Annotated in this window: 14 protein-coding genes; 10 read left to right on the top strand and 4 right to left on the bottom strand. The window is 70.3% G+C overall.

Annotated elements, in window-relative coordinates; genetic code table 11:
• The first annotated feature begins 168 nt into the window (after positions 1-168).
• From K4L06_RS08995 to K4L06_RS08980, 4 genes are all read left to right on the top strand, one after another.
• Positions 169-1737, top strand: a complete 1569-nt coding sequence (locus K4L06_RS08995) for a peptide ABC transporter substrate-binding protein (protein ID WP_221671071.1) — start codon at positions 169-171, stop codon at positions 1735-1737.
• Positions 1734-2453, top strand: a complete 720-nt coding sequence (locus tag K4L06_RS08990) for a VIT family protein (protein WP_221671070.1) — start codon at positions 1734-1736, stop codon at positions 2451-2453. Before K4L06_RS08995 ends, K4L06_RS08990 begins: the two co-directional genes overlap by 4 nt.
• Positions 2453-3376 (top strand): ABC transporter permease subunit, encoded by a 924-nt coding sequence (locus K4L06_RS08985; protein ID WP_221671069.1) that lies wholly within the window; start codon positions 2453-2455, stop codon positions 3374-3376. The genes K4L06_RS08990 and K4L06_RS08985 overlap by 1 nt, the downstream gene beginning before the upstream one ends.
• A 150-nt stretch (positions 3377-3526) precedes the next feature.
• On the top strand, positions 3527-4558 hold the full coding sequence (locus K4L06_RS08980; RefSeq protein ID WP_221671068.1) for a LacI family DNA-binding transcriptional regulator: 1032 nt from the start codon (positions 3527-3529) through the stop codon (positions 4556-4558).
• A gap of 205 nt (positions 4559-4763) precedes the next feature.
• Here the strand turns inward: K4L06_RS08980 and K4L06_RS08975 are convergent, their stop codons facing one another.
• From K4L06_RS08975 to K4L06_RS08965, 3 genes are all read right to left on the bottom strand, one after another.
• Positions 4764-6449: an alpha-amylase family glycosyl hydrolase gene (locus tag K4L06_RS08975; RefSeq protein ID WP_221671067.1), complete on the bottom strand. Its 1686-nt coding sequence runs from the start codon at positions 6447-6449 to the stop codon at positions 4764-4766.
• Positions 6446-7951, bottom strand: a complete 1506-nt coding sequence (locus K4L06_RS08970) for an MFS transporter (protein WP_221671066.1) — start codon at positions 7949-7951, stop codon at positions 6446-6448. The genes K4L06_RS08975 and K4L06_RS08970 overlap by 4 nt, the downstream gene beginning before the upstream one ends.
• A gap of 217 nt (positions 7952-8168) precedes the next feature.
• Positions 8169-10979 (bottom strand): TonB-dependent receptor, encoded by a 2811-nt coding sequence (locus K4L06_RS08965; protein ID WP_221671065.1) that lies wholly within the window; start codon positions 10977-10979, stop codon positions 8169-8171.
• A gap of 289 nt (positions 10980-11268) precedes the next feature.
• On the opposite strand from K4L06_RS08965, the gene K4L06_RS08960 reads away from it, so the two are divergent.
• Both K4L06_RS08960 and K4L06_RS08955 read left to right on the top strand, forming a co-directional pair.
• On the top strand, positions 11269-12924 hold the full coding sequence (locus K4L06_RS08960) for an alpha-amylase family glycosyl hydrolase (RefSeq protein ID WP_255595030.1): 1656 nt from the start codon (positions 11269-11271) through the stop codon (positions 12922-12924).
• 81 nt (positions 12925-13005) lie between these two features.
• On the top strand, positions 13006-13914 hold the full coding sequence (locus K4L06_RS08955) for a DUF2007 domain-containing protein (protein WP_221671064.1): 909 nt from the start codon (positions 13006-13008) through the stop codon (positions 13912-13914).
• Between the two features lie 26 nt (positions 13915-13940).
• Here the strand turns inward: K4L06_RS08955 and yihA are convergent, their stop codons facing one another.
• Positions 13941-14591: a ribosome biogenesis GTP-binding protein YihA/YsxC gene (gene yihA, locus K4L06_RS08950; protein ID WP_221671063.1), complete on the bottom strand. Its 651-nt coding sequence runs from the start codon at positions 14589-14591 to the stop codon at positions 13941-13943.
• 171 nt (positions 14592-14762) lie between these two features.
• Between yihA and K4L06_RS08945 the strand changes: the two genes are divergently transcribed.
• The 4 genes from K4L06_RS08945 to K4L06_RS08930 all read left to right on the top strand — a co-directional run bounded on the left by K4L06_RS08945 (position 14763) and on the right by K4L06_RS08930 (position 18406).
• Positions 14763-15629 carry a c-type cytochrome gene (locus tag K4L06_RS08945; protein ID WP_221671062.1) on the top strand — a complete coding sequence of 289 codons (867 nt, stop codon included), beginning with the start codon at positions 14763-14765 and terminating at the stop codon, positions 15627-15629.
• A gap of 301 nt (positions 15630-15930) precedes the next feature.
• Entirely contained in the window at positions 15931-16599 is a 669-nt protein-coding gene (locus K4L06_RS08940; RefSeq protein ID WP_221671061.1) for a thiol:disulfide interchange protein DsbA/DsbL, read from the top strand.
• Positions 16600-16730: 131 nt separating this feature from the next.
• Complete coding sequence (locus K4L06_RS08935; protein ID WP_255595029.1) at positions 16731-17621, top strand: thiol:disulfide interchange protein DsbA/DsbL; 891 nt, start codon at positions 16731-16733, stop codon at positions 17619-17621.
• 26 nt (positions 17622-17647) lie between these two features.
• Positions 17648-18406, top strand: a complete 759-nt coding sequence (locus K4L06_RS08930) for an endonuclease/exonuclease/phosphatase family protein (RefSeq protein ID WP_221671060.1) — start codon at positions 17648-17650, stop codon at positions 18404-18406.
• The last annotated feature ends 683 nt before the right edge of the window (positions 18407-19089 follow it).

Here is a 19089-nt window from a genome sequence, read left to right as displayed (position 1 = left end):
CGCCGACCGGTCTGTTGCGTGCCACCTTGCACCGTTTCCGAGTCTGGATATGCGGCGGCTCGCCTACAATCGCAAGACCCCGGCAGTGTAGACCTCGCTTTGCGCCGAACAACGTCCGTCCTGCAACGCTATGGTTCGGCCCTGCTACTGGCGCTGGCGGCGCCGGCCGTGCCTGCGCAGGCCGCGCCGGCGCAGTTGGAGCGCGGCAACGGCCCCGAACCGAGCACGCTGGACGCGCACCGTTGCCAGGAAGTGGCCTGCGGCAACGTGCTGCGCGACCTGTACGAAGGCCTGGTCACCGAGGACGCGCAGGGTCGCTTGATCCCGGGCATGGCGCAGCGCTGGACGGTCTCGGCCGACGGCCGCACCTGGCGCTTCGCGCTGCGTCCCGGGCTGCGCTGGAGCAACGGCGAGCCGCTCGACGCCGGCCAGATCGTGGCCAGCTTCCGGCGCGCGTTCGCGCCGGCCACCGCGGCGCCGTTCGGCGAATTGTTCGACGCCCTCGACCAGGCCCAGGCGGTGCAGGCCGGCAAAGTGGCCCCGGAACGGCTCGGGGTATCGGCGCCGGATCCGCGCACGGTCGAGTTCCGGCTCAACCGCAGCGCTTCGCTGCCGGCCCTGCTGACCCTGCCGATCGCCTTTCCGGTGTACCTGCCGGCGGTGCAGCGCCACGGCGCCCAGCACACCCGGCCCGGGCAACTGGTCAGCAACGGCGCCTACGCCCTGGCGGCCTGGACCCCGCAGGCCAATCTGCAACTGGTGCGCAATCCGCGCTTCCACGACGCCGCTGCGGTGGCGATCGAGCGGGTGCGCTTCCACGTCACCGAAGACGCCGCCGCCGAGCTGCAGCGCTTCGCCGCCGGCGACCTGCACCTTACCGAGGTGGTGCCGCCGCAGCCGCTGGACTCGCTGCGCCGGCGCTTCGGCGCGCAATTGCGCCTGTCGCCCTACCTGGGCGCGTTCTGGCTCGGCCTCAACACCACCCGCGCGCCGTTCCGCGATGCGCCTTGCGCCGCCGGCGCGGCGCGCTGCGACGACCGCGCCCTGGCCCTGCGCCGGGCGCTGGCGATGGCGGTCGACCGCGACAAGCTGACCCGCTATGTGACCGGCCTGGGCGAAACCCCGGCCTACGGCATCGTCCCGCCGGGCATCGCCGGCTACGCGCCGGCGACGCTGCCGTGGGCGTCGATGCCACAGGCCGAGCGCGAAGCGCATGCGCGCGCGCTGTATCGCTACGCCGGCTACTCGGCGCGCGAGCCGCTGACGGTCGAACTGCGCTACAACACCTCGACCCCGCACCGGCGCCTGGCCCTGGCGGTGGCGGCGATGTGGCGCCAGACCCTCGGCGTGCAGGTGCGGCTGCGCAACGAGGAATGGAAGGTATTCGTGCAGAACCGCAAGCAACGGGCGATCACCCAGGCCTTCCGCGGCGGCTGGATCGGCGACCTCGCCGACGCGCGCAATTTCCTCGCCGCATTCGGCAACGACGGCCCGCTCAACTGGACCGGCTACGACGACGCCGGCTACCGCCAGCGCCTGGCGCGCGCCGACGCGGCCGCCACCGACGCCGCGCGCAACGCCTGGCTGCGCGCCGCCGAGCAGCGCCTGCTCAACGATCACGCGACGATTCCGCTGTACTTCTACACCTCCAAGCACCTGGTCTCCGAGCGCGTGCGCGGCTTCGAGCCCAACGCCCTGGACCGCCACGCCAGCCGCTGGTTGAGCCTGCGCCCATGAACGCCTCCTCCCGCCCGCATTCGCTCAGCCGCCATCCCGAAGCGCACCGTTCCGAGCGGGTCGGCTGGCTGCGCGCGGCGGTGCTAGGCGCCAACGACGGCATCGTCTCGGTCGCCGGCCTGGTGGTCGGGGTCGCCGCCAGCGGCGCCGACAACGCCGCGATCCTCACCAGCGGCATCGCCGGCGCGGTCGCCGGGGCGATGTCGATGGCCGCCGGCGAATACGTCTCGGTGCGTTCGCAGGCCGACACCGAGCGCGCCGACATCGCGGTGGAACGGCGCGAGCTGGCCGAGGATCCGGACAGCGAACTGGAAGAACTGGCCCGGATCTACGTCAAGCGCGGCCTGGCCCCGGAGCTGGCGCACGAAGTCGCGCGCCAGCTGACCGCGCACGACGCGCTCGGCAGCCACGCCCGCGACGAACTGGGCATCACCGACACCTTGCGCGCGCGGCCGCTGCAGGCCGCGGCGGCCTCGGCGCTGGCCTTCGTCAGCGGCGCCGCCCTGCCGCTGGCCGCGGTGCTGCTGGCGCCGCACCAGCAGGTCGAGGCGGTGGCGATCCCGACCACCCTGACCGCTCTATCCGTGTCCGGCGCGCTCGCCGCCTGGGCCGGCGGCGCGCCGGTGCTGCGCGGCGCGCTGCGGGTCGCGTTCTGGGGCGCGCTGGCGATGGCGGCGGCGACCCTGGTCGGGCGCCTGTTCGGCGTGCAGGTCTGATGCGGCCGGCGCTGGCCCGCTTCGGTTCGCGCCTGTTCGAGGCGGCGATCACCCTGTGGCTGCTGGCGACGCTGTGCTTCGTGTTGCTGCGCGCGGCGCCGGGCGGCCCGTTCGACAGCGAGAAGGCCGCGCCGCCGGAGGTGCAGGCCGCGCTCGACGCCCAGTACCGGCTCGACCAACCGCTGCCGATGCAATACCTGGCCTGGCTCGGCGACGCGGTGCGCGGCGATCTCGGGCCGTCGTTCCAATACCCCGACTACACCGTCAACCAGCTGATCGCCAACGCGCTGCCGGTGTCGATGCTCAACGGCGGCCTGGCCTTGCTGCTGGCGCTGCTGTTCGGCGTCGCCCTGGGCGTGTGGGCGGCGCTGCGCGCCGGCGGCTGGACCGACCGGCTGCTGATGGGCCTGGCCGGGCTGGGCCTGGCGGTGCCCAAGTTCGTGGTCGCGCCGCTGCTGGTGCTGGTGTTCGCGGTCGGCCTGCACTGGCTGCCGGCCGGCGGCTGGGGCGAATGGGACAACATCGTCTTGCCGGTGATCGCCCTGGCCCTGCCCAACATCGCCTACTGCGCGCGCCTGACCCGCGCCTCGCTGCTGGAGACGCTGTCGGCCGACTACCTGACCGCGGCGCGCGCGCGCGGCCTGTCGGAAACCCGGCTGCTGTTCGCCCACGCGCTCAAGCCGGCGCTGCTGCCGGTGGTGGCCTGGCTGTCGCCGGCGCTGATCAACGTGGTCACCGGCTCGGCGGTGGTCGAGCAGGTGTTCGGCATCCCCGGCATGGGCCGCTATTTCGTCCAGGGCGCGCTCAACCGCGACTACACCCTGGTGCTGGGCGTGGTGCTGGCGATCGGCGCGCTGATCGTGGCGATCAACGTCGCGGTGGACGCCCTGCGCGGCTGGATGGATCCTCGCTTGAGCGACTGAGGGCTGGGAATCGGGAATCGGGAATCGGGAATCGGGAATCGGGAATCGGGAATCGAAAAGCCTAGCGCTCTGCATCGCCGATCCCGACCGGCTCTTAACGAGTCCCCAGTCCCCAGTCCCGAGTCCCGAGTCCCGGCTACACTGCGGCCCATGCGCAAGAAGAGCAAAGCCACCTCGGTCGACATCGCCCATCTGGCCGGCGTGTCCCAGGCCACCGTCTCGCGCGTGCTCAGCGGCAGCCCGCTGGTCAACGCCGACACCCGGCGCCGGGTCGAGGCGGTGGTGCGCGAGCTCAACTACAAGGTCGACCGCCACGCCTCCAGCCTGCGCCGGCAGCGCTCGGGCACCCTGGCGATGCTGCTGTTCGAGGACCCGACCCCGGACGAGTCGCACATCAACCCGTTCTTCCTGTCGATGCTCGGCTCGATCACCCGCGCCTGCGCCCGCCACGGCCAGGACCTGCTGATTTCGTTCCAGCAACTGTCCGACGACTGGGCCGCCGACTACGAGGACAGCATGAAGGCCGACGGCCTGATCCTGCTGGGCTACGGCGATTACCTGGCCTACCAGGGCAAGCTGCAGAAACTGGTCGAACAGGGCACCCGCTTCGTGCGCTGGGGCGCGGTGCTGCCGGACCAGCCGGGGCTGTCGATCGGCTGCGAGAACGTCGGCGGCGGCCGCCTGGCCGGCGCCCACCTGGTCGCATTGGGGCGCCAGCGGATCGCGTTTCTCGGCGACGCCTCCAGCCACTACCCGGAATTCCTCGACCGCTACCTCGGCTGCGAGCAGGCCCTGAGCGAAGTCGGGCTGAGCCTGGACCGCGCCCTGCAGGTCGACGCGGAAAGCTCGGAAGACGCCGGCCATGCCGCGGCCTGCGAACTGCTGGCGCGCGGTCTGCCGTTCGACGCGGTGTTCGCGGCCAGCGACCTGATCGCGATCGGCGCGATGCGCGCGCTGGCCGAACGCGGCCTGCGCGTGCCCGAGGACGTGTCGGTGGTCGGCTTCGACGACATCCCGATGGCGCGCTTCGCCCATCCGCCGCTGACCACGATCTTCCAGGACACCAAGCGAGCCGGCGAACTGCTGGTCGATACGCTGATGAAGCTGATCGGCGACGAAGAAGCGCACAGCGTTCGGCTGCCGACGTCGCTAGTGGTGCGCAAGTCCTGCGGCGCGGGCTGACCGCGGCGTCACCGCTTGCAGGAGCAGCGGCCCACGGGATGTCCTGTTGTCGTAAGCCGCGACCGCGGCAGCGGTGCGATACCGCGGGAGCGTCCGCGGGCAGGTGGCCTGCTCCGGTGATGCAAAGAGCAAATCCCCCCTGCCCCCCTTTTTCAAAGGGGGGATCTGCGGGCGGGGTTCGTGGGTGTAGGGAGTCCGCGCGCGATCAGCGGCGGCGGGCGCGGGCCATCGCCCGGTCCAGGGCCGCGGCCAGGCCGGCATCGCGCACCGGGGCGTCGAGCAGGTAGACCTCGACGCCGTGCGCGGGCACTCGCGCGCGCAGGGTGCCGCCTTCGCCGATCGCGGTCTCGCCGCCGCCGAGCGCGGCGCGCCAGGTGCCCGCCTGCAGGCGCTCGGCGATCGCGAAATCCGCCGGCGCGTCGCCCTTGTTGAGCAGGACCAGGGCGATCTGGGCCGTGCCGCCGTGCTGGTAGACGCGGTAGAACGCGGCCCGGTCGCCTTGCAGCAGCAGGTTCGACTGCAAGCCGCGCTGCAAGGCCGGCGAGTCGCGGCGCACCTGGGCGATGCGCTTGAGCGCGGCATGGATCGGATGCGCGGCGCCGGCATCGACCCGCGCCTGGCCGTAGTAGTTGCGGTTGCCGGCATGCTCGGCGCGGCCGCGCTGGAAGCCGGTTTCCGAGCCGTAATAGATCACCGGAATGCCGCGCGCGGTGAACAGCCAATTATTGGCGTCGATGAAACCTTCGTCGTTGGCGTCCAGCCGCGCCATGTCGTGGTTGTCGTAGAAGGTCATCAGCTCGTAGGGATTGGCGTACGGGCCGCCCTGCAGATACAGGCGCTGGTCGAGCCGGGCGTAGTCGGCGCGAGCGCGGCCGAACACTTGCGCCATGCGCTCCTTGAGCGGGAAGTCGAGCACGCTGACCGCACCGTTCTCGGCCCAGGTGAAGGGCGCGATGTTCTCGGCCTTGTAGTCGAAGGCCTCGCCGAACATGAACAAGCCCGGCCGCTTGGCCCGCATGCGCGCGGCGAAACTGCGCCAGAAGGGCATCGGCACATGACGGATGGTGTCGATGCGCAACGCGTCGGCGCCCTGGTCCAGCCATTGCGAATAGGCGTCGACGAAGTAGTCCAACAGCGCCGGGTTGGTGTCGTCCAGATTGGACAGTTGCACCAGATCCTTCTGGTTGCGGAACAGGCGGTGCAAGGGCTCGCGCTCAGGATCCAGGCGCTCCGGCGGCAGGTTCTGGTGGTCGGCGACCAGCACCCCGTCGCGGTAGATCTCGCCGTACTTGGGCTGGTCCTGCGGCATGGTGAACGAGGGCGAGCCGTGGTTGGCGACGATGTCGAGCACGGTCTTGAGCCCGTGCCGCTTCAGGCCGGCGGTGAGCGCGGCGAAGTCCAGGCCCGGGCTGGGCAGATGCTCGTCGAGGCGGAAGAAATCCACGCCCCAGTAGCCGTGGTAGCCGGTCTTGCCGCGATCCTGGAACGCGCCGCCCCAGGTCACCGCCTCGCCGCCGGTGAAGGCCTGATCGGGGTTGTCGACGATCGGGGTCAGCCAGACCGCACCGAAGCCCATCTCGCGGATATAGCCGGCATTGTCGAGCAGGCCTTTGAAGTCGCCGCCGAGGTAGCCGATGTTGTCGCTCTCGCCGGCCGGCGCGCCCGCCACCGGCCGGTCGAAGCTGCGCGTGGCCGGATCCGGCCCGCCCTGCTCGCGCTGGTCGTTGTTCGGGTCGCCGTTGACGAAGCGGTCGGTGACCACGAAGTACACCGCATCGCCGGCCATCGGCTCGAGCGTGCCGTAGTAGTCGCGCGGCGGCGGCGCGGCCGGCCCGGCCGTCGCGCAACCGGCCAGCGCCAAGGCCAACGCCGCCAGCGCCAGCCGGCTCATGCGCTCGCCTCCGCACCCGGTTCGCGCACCCGCAGCACGCACAGCCCGGACACGACCAGGCTCGCGCCGCCGATCACCAAGGCCCATACCGGTTCTCCGTGGAAGAAGGCCTTGAGCAGGAAGCCGAGCAGGCTGGCGGCGACCAACTGCGGAATGACGATGAAGAAATTGAAAATGCCCATGTACACGCCCATCTTCGCCGCCGGCAGGCTGTCCGACAGCAGGGCGTACGGCAGCGACAGGATCGAGGCCCAGGCGAAGCCGACCCCGAGCATCGACAGCAGCAGCCATTGCGGGTCGCGGATCAGGGCGATCGAGATCAGCCCGGCGCCGCCCAGGCAAACGTTGATCAGGTGGCTCCAGCGCAGGCCCCAGCGCCGCGCCATCCACGGGATCGCCACCGCGGCCAGCGCGGCGAAACCGTTGTAGGCGGCGAACAGCACCCCGACCCAGTTGGCGCCGTCGTTGTAGGCGGCCGAGGCGGTATCGCTGCTGTGGTAATGCAGCTGGGTCACCGCCGGCGTGGTGTAGATCCACATCGCGAACAGTGCGAACCAGGAAAAGAACTGCACCACCGCCAGGCGCAGCATGGTCGGCGGCATGCCGTGCAGATCGTCCATGATGCTGGCGAAGCCGCTGCCCTCGCCGACCAGGCCGCGCAGCCACTGCGCCAGGCCGAACGCGGCGATCATGCCCGCCAGCACGTACAACTGGCGGTCCAGCGCGGCCATCGCGATCGCCGCGGCGACGATCGCGCCGACCGTGACCCAGGCCGCGCCCAGCAGCAGGCAGCGCATCCGGTCGCAGGGCGCGCGCGGCGGCGCCGGCGGGGTTTCGTCGTAGGCGGCCAGTTGCTCGGGCGGGTACTCGCGCGTGCTCAGCACGGTCCAGCCGACCGACAACAGCAGCACCGCGCCGCCGGCATAGAAGGCGTAGCGCACCGTGTCGGGCACTTCGCCCGGCATCGCGGTGTTGGCGACGCCGTAATGCGCCAGCACGTACGGCAGCGCGCTGGCGACCACCGAGCCGACGCCGATGAAGAAACTCTGCATCGCATAGCCGGTCGAACGCTGGCGCGGCGGCAGTTGGTCGCCGACGAAGGCGCGGAACGGTTCCATCGAAATATTGATCGACGCGTCCAGCACCCACAGCAAGCCGGCGGCGATCCACAGGAACGGCGCGTTCGGCATCGCCAGCAGGGCCAGAGAAGCCAGCACCGCGCCGATCAGGAAATAGGGCCGGCGCCGTCCCAGGCCCGGGCTCCAGGTGCGGTCGGACAGGTAACCGACGATCGGCTGCACGATCAACCCGGTCAGCGGCGCGGCGATCCACAGCATCGGGATGTCGTCGATGGCTGCGCCCAGGGTCTGGAAGATCCGGCTGACGTTGGCGTTCTGCAGGGCGAAGCCGAACTGGATTCCGAGAAAGCCGAAACACATGTTCCAGATCTGCCAGAACGACAGCTGCGGCTTGCGGGACGGCGCGTCGGGGCGATCGGTCATGGCGGGGATACTGGCATGAAGCGGGTTGGGACAGGCACACCGGACGGACGCTGCTGGGTCAAAAGCAAATCCCCTTCGATCTCCCTTTTACGAAGGGGGAAGACAAGCAGAGCAGCGGCCTTACCCGAAGATCATCGCTGCCCCAAAATCCCGCGTTGCATTCCCCCCTCGAAAAAGGGGGTTAGGGGGGATTTGCCTTTGCCTTGCTCTTACCCGGTCAGAACTGCGACGAGAACCGGATCCCGTACATCCGCGGCGTATTCAAGTAGCGGATGTTGGTGGCGTTGTTGATGAAGCCCTTGCCCGAATAGACCTCGTCGGTCAGGTTCGACACGAAACCGTCGATGCGGAACTGGCTGTCGCTGCCGAAGTTCAGGCCGGCCGAGACGTTGACGGTCAGGAAGCCGTCGACGTCGTCGCGCATCGCCAGCCCGCTGGCCGGGCCGCCGCCGGCGGCCGGGTTGGAGCCGTTGTTGAACGGCATGTCGGCGAGCGGAATCTCGATCACCTTGCCGGCCGCATCCAGCCCGAAGCCGCGGCTGTTGAACGCGGTCAGGTAGTAGTCGGAGCGGTAGGTCAGGTTGACCGTCCAGTCGAACGAGTTCAGCGCGCCGCGGCCGATGTCGATGGTCTGCGACAGGCTGACGTTGGCGTTGTACTTGGAGGTGTTCGGCAGGCGGTTGCCGTCCAGCGGCACGATCAGGCCGAGGCCGCCGGAACGGGTGTCCAGCACCTTGGAGTCGTCGAAGGTCGCGTCCAGGTAGGTGAAGTTGTAGCCCAGGTTGAAGCCGTACGGCAGGCCGACCCGGCCTTCCAGTTCCAGGCCGAGCACGCTGGCGTTGGCGGCGTTGTCGTTGAACACCTGGCGGCTGGTCGCGTTCGGGTTGGTCGGCGTCGGCGCCGGCACGTCGATCAGGTTCTGCAGTACCTTGTTCTGGTAGTCGTAATAGAACACCGACGCGTTCAACCGCACCGGGGTCTCGCCCCAGAGGTAGTCGCCCTTGATGCCGGCCTCGTAGGAGGTCAGCTCTTCCGGCTCGAAGGTCGGCGCCAGCGCGCTGCCGTCGTTGAGCGACAGCGGCCGGTTGATGCCGCCGGAACGGGTGCCGGTGGACACCGTGCCGTACAGCATCACCTGCGGCGACAGGTCGTATTCGAAACCGACCCGCCAATCGACGTAGCTGTCCTTGTACACGTCCTCGCTGCGGCCGCCGGGGAAGTCCGAGCGCGCGATGACCTGGATCTGGTCGCGGTTCTGGCGCAGGAACTGGGCCCAGTTGTCGTCGACGCCGAAGCCGGCGAAGCCGCCGAGGAAGTAGTCCAGCGTGTTCGCGCCCGGATCGCAGCGCAGCTCGGCCGGAGTCCAGCCGCTGCAGATGCTCGGATCGCCGCCCGGACGGCCGCCCGGCGCGGCCAGGCGGAAGCCCGGCGAGCCCAGCACCAGGCCGGTGGTGTAGGGGTTGGTCGCGGTATCGATCGGCTGGCCGGTGAACTGCTGGAACAGGCCCTCCGGAATCACGAACTGGTACTTGAGGTTGGATTCGCGCGCGATCTTCTTGTCGCGGGTGTAGCGCACGCCGCCGATCAGGCGCAGCGAATCGGTCGCGGCGAAACTGAAGTCGCCGTACACCGCGTTCGACTCGACCTTGGAGTTGTCGCCGCGGTTCTCGCCGCCCAGGCCGTCCTGCCAGCCGCAGACCGTGCCCGGCCGCCACCAGTCGCAATCGCCGAAGTAGCCGTTGCCGACGTCCCAGGACACGTAGTCGTACTTTTCTTCGTAATTGAACAGGCCCGCCGACCAGATCAGCTTGCCGGTGTCGCCGAAGAAGCGCAGCTCGTTGATGGTCGAGCTGGACTTGTCGGCCTGGTAGAAGGTGTCGTACCAGGCCAGGCGTTCGGGATTATGGTAGGCCTCGCGATCCGAGCCCGGATACACCGGGCCCAGCTGCCACTCGCGCGAGGCGTTGCGGTTGTAGAAGTCGTACTTGCGGTAGGAGGTGTTGAACTCCACCGCCACCGCGTCGTTGAACGCGTAGGTGAAGGTCGCCGCGACGCCCTCGATGTCGTTGGTGGTCTTGCCCTGGGTGCGGAAGTACTGGCGGAACGGATCGGACAGGTCGCCGATGTCGTAGCCGGCGGCCAGGCCGCGCTCGGCGAACATGCCCGGGTCGCCGGTGCCGCGCTCGGTCACCTTGTCCAGCATCACATAGGCCGAGAACTTCTCGTTCGGCTCCCACAGCGCCGACAGGCGCAGGGCCTGGTTGTCGATCGCGCCCGGGCCTTCGGCGTCGAACAGCGACTTGGGATAGCCGTTGCCGATGTAGGACGAGCGCTCTTCGTCGAACAGCGCCGCGCGCAGGGCGAAGGTTTCGCCGATCGGAAGGTTGAGCACGCCCTCGGCGGTGGTGAAGTCGTAGTTGCCGGCGCCGACCTTCAGCCCGCCGCTGGTCACGCCGAGTTCGGGCCGCTTGGAGATCACGTTGATCGAGCCGCCGGTGGCGTTGCGGCCGCGCACCGTGCCCTGCGGGCCCTTGTTGACCTCGATCCGGTCGACGTCGAAGAACATCGGCCCGATCGAGCGCGGGCGCGGCAGGTAGATGCCGTTGTAGTAGGTCGCCACCGACGGGTCGGAGGAGAAATCCGAGTCGGCCGCGCCGATGCCGCGCAGGAAGATCTCGTACTTGCCCTCCTGGCGGGTGATCTGCAGGCCGGGCACCACCGCCTGCAGGTTGCGGAAGTCGGTGTTGATGCCGAGCTTGGTCAGGTCTTCGCCGCTGAAGGACTGGATCGTGCCGGCGTACTTCTGGATCGACTGCACGCGGCGGTTGCCGGTGACCTGGACCGCGTCGAGTTCGTGCGCGGTCGCGGCGGCCTCGGCCGGCGCAGCGGCGGCGGGAGCGTCCTGCGGCGCGGGGGCGTCGGCGGCCCACACCGTCCACGAGCTGCACAGCCCGAGCGAGGCCAGGGCCGCGGTCAGCAGGTGGCGGTTGAATTGCGATTGCGGCGTAGCCGGCTTCAGTTTCGACATGCTCCCCTCCAGAAGCGCTGTGAGTCGTGGCGCGCGCGCACTGCCGGCGCGCTGCGTCCGCCGGGGCGATGCGTGCGCCCCCGGTCCGAGCGCATGTTAGGCAAGCCGTCGCGGCCGCAGCGGTTTCTGCATACGTATTCATGCCGGGCGGCCGCATTCATGTCGCAGTTCGTCCGGTCGCGACGGCATGAATACGTATGCAGTTGCGACGGCGCCCGCAGCCGGCGGCGGTAAGCTGCCGCGCATCGCGGCGATGCAGCACGCCGCCCGCCATCTCCAGGGGTTTCTCTTGTCCGCCGCCAGCCTTCCGATCGCCGTCCCGCACGCCAACGACGCATGGTGGCGCGGCGCGGTCGTCTACCAGATCTATCCGCGCAGCTTCCGCGACCTCAGCGGCGACGGCGTCGGCGACCTGCCCGGGATCATCGACAAGCTCGGCTACGTCGCCGACCTCGGCGTCGACGCGATCTGGATCTCGCCGTTCTTCAAGTCGCCGATGGCCGACTTCGGCTACGACATCGCCGACTACCGTGCGGTCGATCCGCTGTTCGGCCGCCTGGAGGACTTCGACCGGCTGCTGGCCAAGGCGCATGCGCTGGGCCTGAAGGTGATGATCGACCAGGTGCTCAGCCACACCTCCGACCAGCACGAGTGGTTCCAGCGCAGCCGCGAAAGCCGCGACAACCCCTACGCCGACTGGTACGTGTGGGCCGACGCGCGCCCCGACGGCACCGCGCCGAACAACTGGATGTCGCTGTTCGGCGGCGTCGCCTGGCGCTGGGAACCGCGCCGGCAGCAGTACTACCTGCACAATTTCCTGTCCTCGCAGCCGGACCTCAATTTCCACAACCCGGCGGTGCGCGCGACGGTGCTCGACAACGTGCGCTTCTGGCTCGAGCGCGGCGTCGACGGCCTGCGCCTGGATGCGATCAACTTCTGCTTCCACGACGCGCAGTTGCGCGACAACCCGCCCAAGCCGGCGGAGCTGCGGGTCGGCCGCGGCTTCAGCCCGGACAATCCGTACGCGTTCCAGTACCACTACTACAACAACACCCGGCCGGAGAACCTGGCCTTCCTGGCCGAGCTGCGCAGCCTGCTCGACCGCTATCCCGGCGCGGTCGCGCTGGGCGAAATCTCCTCGGAAGATTCGCTGGCGACCACCGACGAGTACACCCGCCACGGCCGCCTGCACATGGGCTACAGCTTCGAGCTGCTGACCGACGACCGTTCCGCCGGCTACATCCGCGGCACCGTGCAGACCCTGGAAGACGCGATGCGCGAGGGCTGGCCGTGCTGGGCCATCTCCAACCACGACGTGCAGCGCGTGGTCACCCGCTGGGGCCGCGGCGAAGCCCTGCCGGCGCATTACCCGACCCTGCTCAGCGCCCTGGTCTGCAGCCTGCGCGGCTCGGTCTGCCTGTACCAGGGCGAGGAATTGGGCCTGCCCGAGGCCGAGCTGCCGTTCGAGGCGCTGCAGGACCCGTACGGCAAGACCTTCTGGCCGACCTTCAAGGGCCGCGACGGCTGCCGCACGCCGATGCCCTGGGACGCGACCGAACTGGCCGGCTTCAGCGACGCCGCACCGTGGCTGCCGATCGCCGACGCGCACCGCGGCCTGGACGTGGCCGCGCAGGAACGCGATCCGGATTCGCCGCTGCAACGCCTGCGCCGCTTGCTCGGCTGGCGCAAGCGCCATCCGGCGCTGCTGCACGGCGCGATCGGCTTCCTCGACACGCCCGAACCGGTGTTGGCCTTCGTCCGCGGCGAGGGCGCGCAGGCGCTGCTGATCGCGTTCAACCTCGGCGCCGACGAGGTCGCGCTGGAGCTGGGCGAACGCGCCGGCTGGCGCGCCGACCACGGCCACGGCCTGCCCAGCGGCACGGTCGAGGCCGGCCGTTTGCGCCTGCCGGGCTACGCGATCTACGTCGCCCGCGCTGAAGGCTGATAACACACATCGCGCGAACGTCGCCCCGGCCCGCATACTGACGCCCACGCCCGACGAACCGCGGGCGCTTCGGAGGCAGGGATGCAAATCGTCTATCACGCGGCGCATTCGGCCGACGCGCAACTGGTGCACGGGCTCCTGGCCCAGGAAGGCATCCGCGCCTTCGTCTTCGGCGCCGCTCTGGAGGCCGGTGCCGGCCTGCTGCCGGTCGGCGGCGCGGTACGCCTGGAAGTCGCGGACCAGGACGCCGAACGCGCGCGGCAGATCATCGAAGCCTGGCAGGAGACGGAAATCCCGCCTGGCCCGGACGACGACGAAGGCGACCGGCCCACGGACGAACTCGACGACGGCGACGAAACGCCGGCGGATACGGCCGGCTACGTCGAAGACGCCAATCTCTATCGTCCGATCGGCCAGCGCAAACCGCGCCGGCACGGCGCGGGCGCGGGCGTCATCGTCCTGTGCCTCGCGATCGGCGCCGCACTCGGCGCGACGGCGACCGCTTTCGCGCTGCGGCCCGGCGTCAGCGAGCAGCCCGCCGATTACGACGCCGACGGCATCGCCGACGAGCGCCTGATCTTCGAAGGCCAGACCCTGGTGCGGATCGAGGCCGACCGCAATACCGACAGCCAGACCGACCAGGTCAGCCATTACGATCCTCGCGGCCTGGTCACCGAGGTCGAGGAAGACCAGGATTTCAACGGCGTGCGCGAAACCGTCACCACGTTCCGCGACGGCCAGTTCACCGGCCTGACCACCGACTACTCGGGCGACGGCGCGCCGGAGCGGCAGCAGACCGCGCTGCGCGGCGTGCTGCGGACCGAGGAATGGTTCGATCCGCAGGGCCGGGTGATCAAGCGCGATCACTGGACCGGCGGCCGCCTTACCAGCGGCGAAATCGACAGCGACGGCGACGGCGCGCTGGACACCCAGCGCCAGTACGACGAGCGCCACGAGGTACGCACCGCGCGCCGGTTGCCGGCGCCCTGAGCGGAGCGCCCGGGCTCAGCGGCGCATTACTCGGCGGGCGCCTCGCCCAGGCCCAGCCAGCCCATCACCACCGCGCGCGCCTCGTCCACGCCCTGCTTGGACTCGCCGGAGAAGGTCTGCACGCTGACCGTGTCGCCGAACGCGTTCTGCAGTTCCTTGCGCACCGCCATCAGCTGCTGCTGTTGCTGGCCGCGGCCGAGCTTGTCGGCCTTGGTCAGCAGCGCGTGCGCGGGCAGGCCGCGACCGGCGGCGTAGCCGATCATGTGGCGGTCGTAGTCCTTGAGCGGATGGCGGATGTCCATCACCACCACCAGGCCGCGCAAGGCCTGGCGGGTCTCGAAGTAGCGGTCCAGGAAGGCCTGCCAGTGGGCCTGCAGGTTCTGCGGCACCTTGGCGTAGCCGTAGCCCGGCAGGTCGACCAGGAAGCGGTCCGGGTCCGGGGCCGGTTCGGGGCCGCGGTACGGCGGGGTGACGTCGAAGAACACCAACTGCTGGGTGCGGCCCGGGGTCTTGGACACCCGCGCCAGCGCGTTCTGCTGGCACAAGGCGTTGAGCGCGCTGGACTTGCCGGCGTTGGAGCGGCCGGCGAAAGCGACCTCGTGGCCGCCGTCGGGCGGCAATTGCTTGTGGTTATGCGCCGACAGCAGGTAGCGGGCACGGGCGAGGTGATTGGTCATCGCACTAGGATCGCATGCGCCGGCGTCCGCAGCGCCGTCGGCGCCTGAATCCGCGTTGACCCAGTCCGGGCCGACCCTGATAATTCCAAGGTTCCGGCGCGCGCGACGCGCCGGGCGCCAGCAGTCCGCCAGCCCATCCCGCAGCAAGCCAGTAGTTCGGAGCCCAGCTACATGAGCCAAGCCCGCGTCTTCGGCCTCGTCGGCCTCGTCGCCCTCGCGGCTGCCGCCGTTGCGTATGCCCAGACCACGGTCACCCCGATTCCCGACAAGGAACCGGTCCAGACCGCACCGCTGTCCGGCAGCCCGAAGCCTGTCTGGGGCGACGTCAAGGCGGGCGCGACCAAGGCCGGCACCTGCGCCGCCTGCCACGGTCTGGACGGCAACCCGACCGATCCGCAGTACCCGCGTCTGGCCGGCCAGAGCGAGCGCTACATCGCCCACCAGATCGCCCTGTTCAAGAGCGGCGAGCGCAATACCGGCATGGCCGCGGCGATGAAGCCCTACGCCGACGCCCTGAGCGACCAGGACGCGCGCGACCTGGGCGCCTACTTCGCGACCCAGAAGTCCGGCGCCGGCGTCGCCGACGACACCGCGATCGCGGCCGGCCCGAACAAGGGCAGGAAGTTCTACGAAGTCGGCGAGCAGCTGTTCCGTTCCGGCGACAAGGCCCGCGGCATCCCGGCCTGCATGGCCTGCCACGGCCCGGGCGGCACCGGCAATCCGGGCCCGGCCTACCCGCACATCGCCGGCCAGCAGGCGGCCTACTCGCAGCGTCGCCTGGAGGAATACCGCGCCGGCACCACCACGCAGAAGGACCCGCACCTGTTCAACATCATGGCCAGCGTGGCCAAGCAGCTGACCGACGAGGAAATCGGTTCGCTGTCCAGCTACCTGCAGGGCCTGCACCCGCGCGCCGACGACGTCGCCGCCGCGCAGATGCCGGCGGCTGCGGCCAAGCCGGCCGCTCCGGCGCCGGCCCCGGCGGCCGCGCCCGCTGCGGCCCCGGCCGCCGCTCCGGCGCCGCCCGCCAAGGGCTGAGCCGGCGCACGCCGCGACCCGACGCCGGCCTGGCGACAGGCCGGCGTTTTCGTTTTATGGGCCTGTCTATAGGCATGTTCTACGGGCGCGCTCTACAGGCGCCCCGCGGCCGCGCCGCGACGCGAACAGTGAACCCGGTCACCTTGCGCGCGACGGGAACTTCCGCGATGCCGCGCCGGTCCATTCCAACACTCCCGCTTGAGACGCCGGCCGTTATCCTTAGCGCCGGCGTTTTTCATGTCCGCCCTCCGCCCGCGCGACGGACTCCGTCCGCTGCGGGCCACCACCGACGAGATCACCGATGAAACTGCGCTTGGCCGCCCTGCTGTTGCTCGCCGCCCTCCCCTTCGCTTCCCTCGCCGCGCCCAAGGCCGGCGCGCCGGCCGGCCCGGCGCCCGAGATCGGCGTGGACTACGTCGTGATCGAAGGCGGCAAGCCGTTCGCGCCGGTCAAGGGCAAGGTCGAAGTGGTCGAGGTGTTCGGCTACACCTGCCCGCATTGCGCCCACTTTGACCCGCAGATCGCGGCCTGGCGCGCCAAGCTGCCGGCCGACGTCGAGTTCGTCCCGCTGGCCGCGCCGTGGGGCGGCTACTGGACCCCGTACGCGCAGGCCTTCTACACCGCGCAGTCGATGAAGCTGCTGGGCAAGACCCACGAGGCGGTGTTCAAGGCCCTGCACGAGCAGCGCAGCCTGCCGATCCAGAACGCCACCCCGGCCGAGATCGCCGCGTTCTACGCCCGCTACGGCGCCAACGCCCAGGCTTTCGCCGCCGGCATGACCGGCCCGGCGACCAGCCAGGCGATGGAGAAGGCCAAGGCCTTCATCATGGCCAGCGGCATCGACGGCACCCCGTCGATGGTCGTCGCCGGCAAGTACCGCATCACCACCCAGAAGGGCTTCGACGACATGCTGCGCGTCGCCGACCACCTGATCGCGCGCGAGCGCGCCGGCGCCGGCAAGAAGCGCTGAGCCGGCCTGCACTCCCGCTTGCCCATGACGGCCGCTATCCTGGCGGCCATTCCCGGCGGAGCCGCGACGCACCGGCGCGCGCCCGCCCCCTCGACTGATCGCATTCCGATCGCTTTGCGGAGATTCCACCGATGAATTCGCGTATGGCCTCGCTGTCCCGCTATCCGCTCGTGCTGACCGCGCTGGTCGCGCTGGCGGCCTGCAACAAGACCGACACCGCTCCGGCCGCCGACACCGCCGCGCCGGCCGCGCCGACCGCCGATGCCGCCGCCCCGGCCGCCGACAACGCGCCGGCCGCTCCGGCGGCGCCGGAACAGCCGGCGATCCAGCCCGCCGCCGTCGCCACCCCGCCGGCCGGCCCGGCCCCGGTCGCCGGCACCGACTTCCAGGAAATCCCGGCCGGCCAGGCTTACGAGCCGGTCGCGGGCAAGATCGAAGTCGCCGAAGTGTTCAGCTACACCTGCCCGCATTGCGCCCAGTTCGAGCCGCAGCTGCTGGATTGGCGCAAGAAGCAGACCGCGGACGTGAAGTTCACCCCGGTCGCCGGCCCGTTCGGCGGCAACCCGATTCCGTTCGCCAAGGCCTTCTACACCGCCCAGACCCTGGGCCTGCTGGAGAAGACCCACGAAGCCATGTTCCGCGCCGTGCACATCGAGCAGACCATCCCGTACCAGAGCGTGACCGACCAGCAGTTCGGCGACTTCTACGCCAAGTACGGCGCCAAGTCGGCCGACTTCATCGGCACCATGAACAGCTTCGCGATCAACGCCAAGCTCAAGCGCGCCGAGCAGTTCATGCAGCGCTCGGGCGTCAGCTCCAGCCCCTCGCTGGTGATCAACGGCAAGTACCTGGTCACCACCGAGAAGGGCTTCGCCGACATGCTGCGCGTCGCCGATCACCTGGTCGCGCGCGAGCGCGCCGCGATGCAGGCCCCGGCCGCCGCGCCGGCCGCTCCGGCCGACGGCGCCGCGGCTCCGGCTCCGGCGGCGGCCGCCGCCCCGGCGGCTCCGGCCCAGGGCTGATCGGCCCGCACGCCCAGGGACCTGGCATGACCACACGCCGGCTGCGCCTGCTCAGCGCGAACATCCAGGCCGGCTCCAGCACGCGTCGCTACAGCGATTACGCGACGCGCAGCTGGTCGCACGTGCTGCCCGCCGGCAACAAGCGCGGCAGCCTCGACGCGATCGCCCAGTTGGCCGGCGAGCACGACATCGTCGGCCTCAACGAAAGCGACCCGGGCAGCCTGCGTTCGGGCTTTACCAACCAGACCCACTACCTGGCCCAGCGCGGCGGCTTCGAGTACTGGAGCCACCAGCCGAACCGGCGCGTCGGCAGCGTCGCCTCCAGCGCCAACGGCCTGCTCAGCAAGCTGGAACCGCGCGAAGTCGTCGACCATCCCCTGCCCGGCCGGATCTCCGGCCGCGGCGTGCTGATCGCCCATTACGGCCAGGGCGACGACGGCCTCACCGTCGCCGTCGCCCACCTTTCGCTCGGCGCCGGCTCGCGCGGCAGCCAGTTGGCCTTCATCGCCGAGCTGCTGCACGACCACCCGCACGCGGTGCTGATGGGCGACTTCAACTGCTCGCCCGACCGCCCCGAGATGCAGGCCCTGTTCCGCGGCACCCGCCTGCAGCCGCCGAGCGAACCGCTGGCGACCTTCCCCAGCTGGCGCCCGCAGCGCGCGATCGACCACATCCTGCTCGGCGACGGCCTCGGCTTCGCCGGCGCCCGCGCCGTGCCGGCCGCGCAATCCGACCACCTGGCCCTGTCGCTGGAACTGGACGTACCGGAAAGCGCGTTGCGCTGAACCCGCGTCGCCTGGGGTAGGAGCGGCGTCCCACCGGGACTTCCTTCGGTCACAAGCCGCGACCGAAGCGATGGCGGCGCGCGGCCGGGCCAGTTATGTCGCCCCTCCAGTAGGAGCGGCGTAAGCCGCGACAGGGCATGCGCAGAGCTAACACCGTCATCGACGCCGAGCGAAACGACGCACTGCTCTTGGGGTAGGAGCGGCGTCCCACGGGGATTTCCTCCGGTCACAAGCCGCGACCGCGGCCTCGCAGCGACGGCGCAATCGGCAAAGACGTGTCGCGGCTCACGCCGCTCCTACAGAAGCTACGGCGCGAGATGGCAGCTACGCGGTCGTGGCTTGTGACCGAAGGAAATCCCGGCGGGACGCCGCTCCTACAGGGCGCGGTAAGCGGCGGCGCGAGACCGTGGCTTCGCGGTCGCGACTTGCGTCGCTCCTACCCCGAACGTCGCCCCTACTTGTAGGAGCGGCGTAAGCCGCGACCAACGAAGCGATGCACGCGAGCGCAGCCGCCGAAGCCCGGGCAACAGGGTTTCGAACGGCGACGTGGTATTTCACCGCTTCGGTGGTCGCGGCTCACGCCGCTCCTACAGAAGCTACGGCGCGAGATTGCAGCTACGCGGTCGCGACTCGCGTCGCTCCTACCCCTATCCCCACCCTGCCTCGGCTTCTGTTCCGGCGCC

The sequence above is a fragment of the Lysobacter sp. BMK333-48F3 genome, from assembly GCF_019733395.1.
In the GTDB taxonomy this organism is placed as follows: Bacteria; Pseudomonadota; Gammaproteobacteria; order Xanthomonadales; family Xanthomonadaceae; genus Lysobacter.
The sequence above is the reverse complement of the archived record's forward strand: the minus strand, read 5'-3'. Positions and strand labels throughout refer to the sequence as shown.

Bases quoted from the DNA above. Each gene is read 5' to 3' on its own strand.
- K4L06_RS08990 (WP_221671070.1), top strand. From the start codon at position 1,734: ATGAACGCCTCCTCCCGCCCGCATTCGCTCAGCCGCCATCCCGAAGCG.
- K4L06_RS08985 (WP_221671069.1), top strand. From the start codon at position 2,453: ATGCGGCCGGCGCTGGCCCGCTTCGGTTCGCGCCTGTTCGAGGCGGCG.
- K4L06_RS08980 (WP_221671068.1), top strand. From the start codon at position 3,527: ATGCGCAAGAAGAGCAAAGCCACCTCGGTCGACATCGCCCATCTGGCC.
- K4L06_RS08975 (WP_221671067.1), bottom strand. From the start codon at position 6,449: ATGAGCCGGCTGGCGCTGGCGGCGTTGGCCTTGGCGCTGGCCGGTTGC.
- K4L06_RS08970 (WP_221671066.1), bottom strand. From the start codon at position 7,951: ATGACCGATCGCCCCGACGCGCCGTCCCGCAAGCCGCAGCTGTCGTTC.
- K4L06_RS08965 (WP_221671065.1), bottom strand. From the start codon at position 10,979: ATGTCGAAACTGAAGCCGGCTACGCCGCAATCGCAATTCAACCGCCAC.
- K4L06_RS08955 (WP_221671064.1), top strand. From the start codon at position 13,006: ATGCAAATCGTCTATCACGCGGCGCATTCGGCCGACGCGCAACTGGTG.
- yihA (WP_221671063.1), bottom strand. From the start codon at position 14,591: ATGACCAATCACCTCGCCCGTGCCCGCTACCTGCTGTCGGCGCATAAC.
- K4L06_RS08945 (WP_221671062.1), top strand. From the start codon at position 14,763: ATGAGCCAAGCCCGCGTCTTCGGCCTCGTCGGCCTCGTCGCCCTCGCG.
- K4L06_RS08940 (WP_221671061.1), top strand. From the start codon at position 15,931: ATGAAACTGCGCTTGGCCGCCCTGCTGTTGCTCGCCGCCCTCCCCTTC.
- K4L06_RS08935 (WP_255595029.1), top strand. From the start codon at position 16,731: ATGAATTCGCGTATGGCCTCGCTGTCCCGCTATCCGCTCGTGCTGACC.
- K4L06_RS08930 (WP_221671060.1), top strand. From the start codon at position 17,648: ATGACCACACGCCGGCTGCGCCTGCTCAGCGCGAACATCCAGGCCGGC.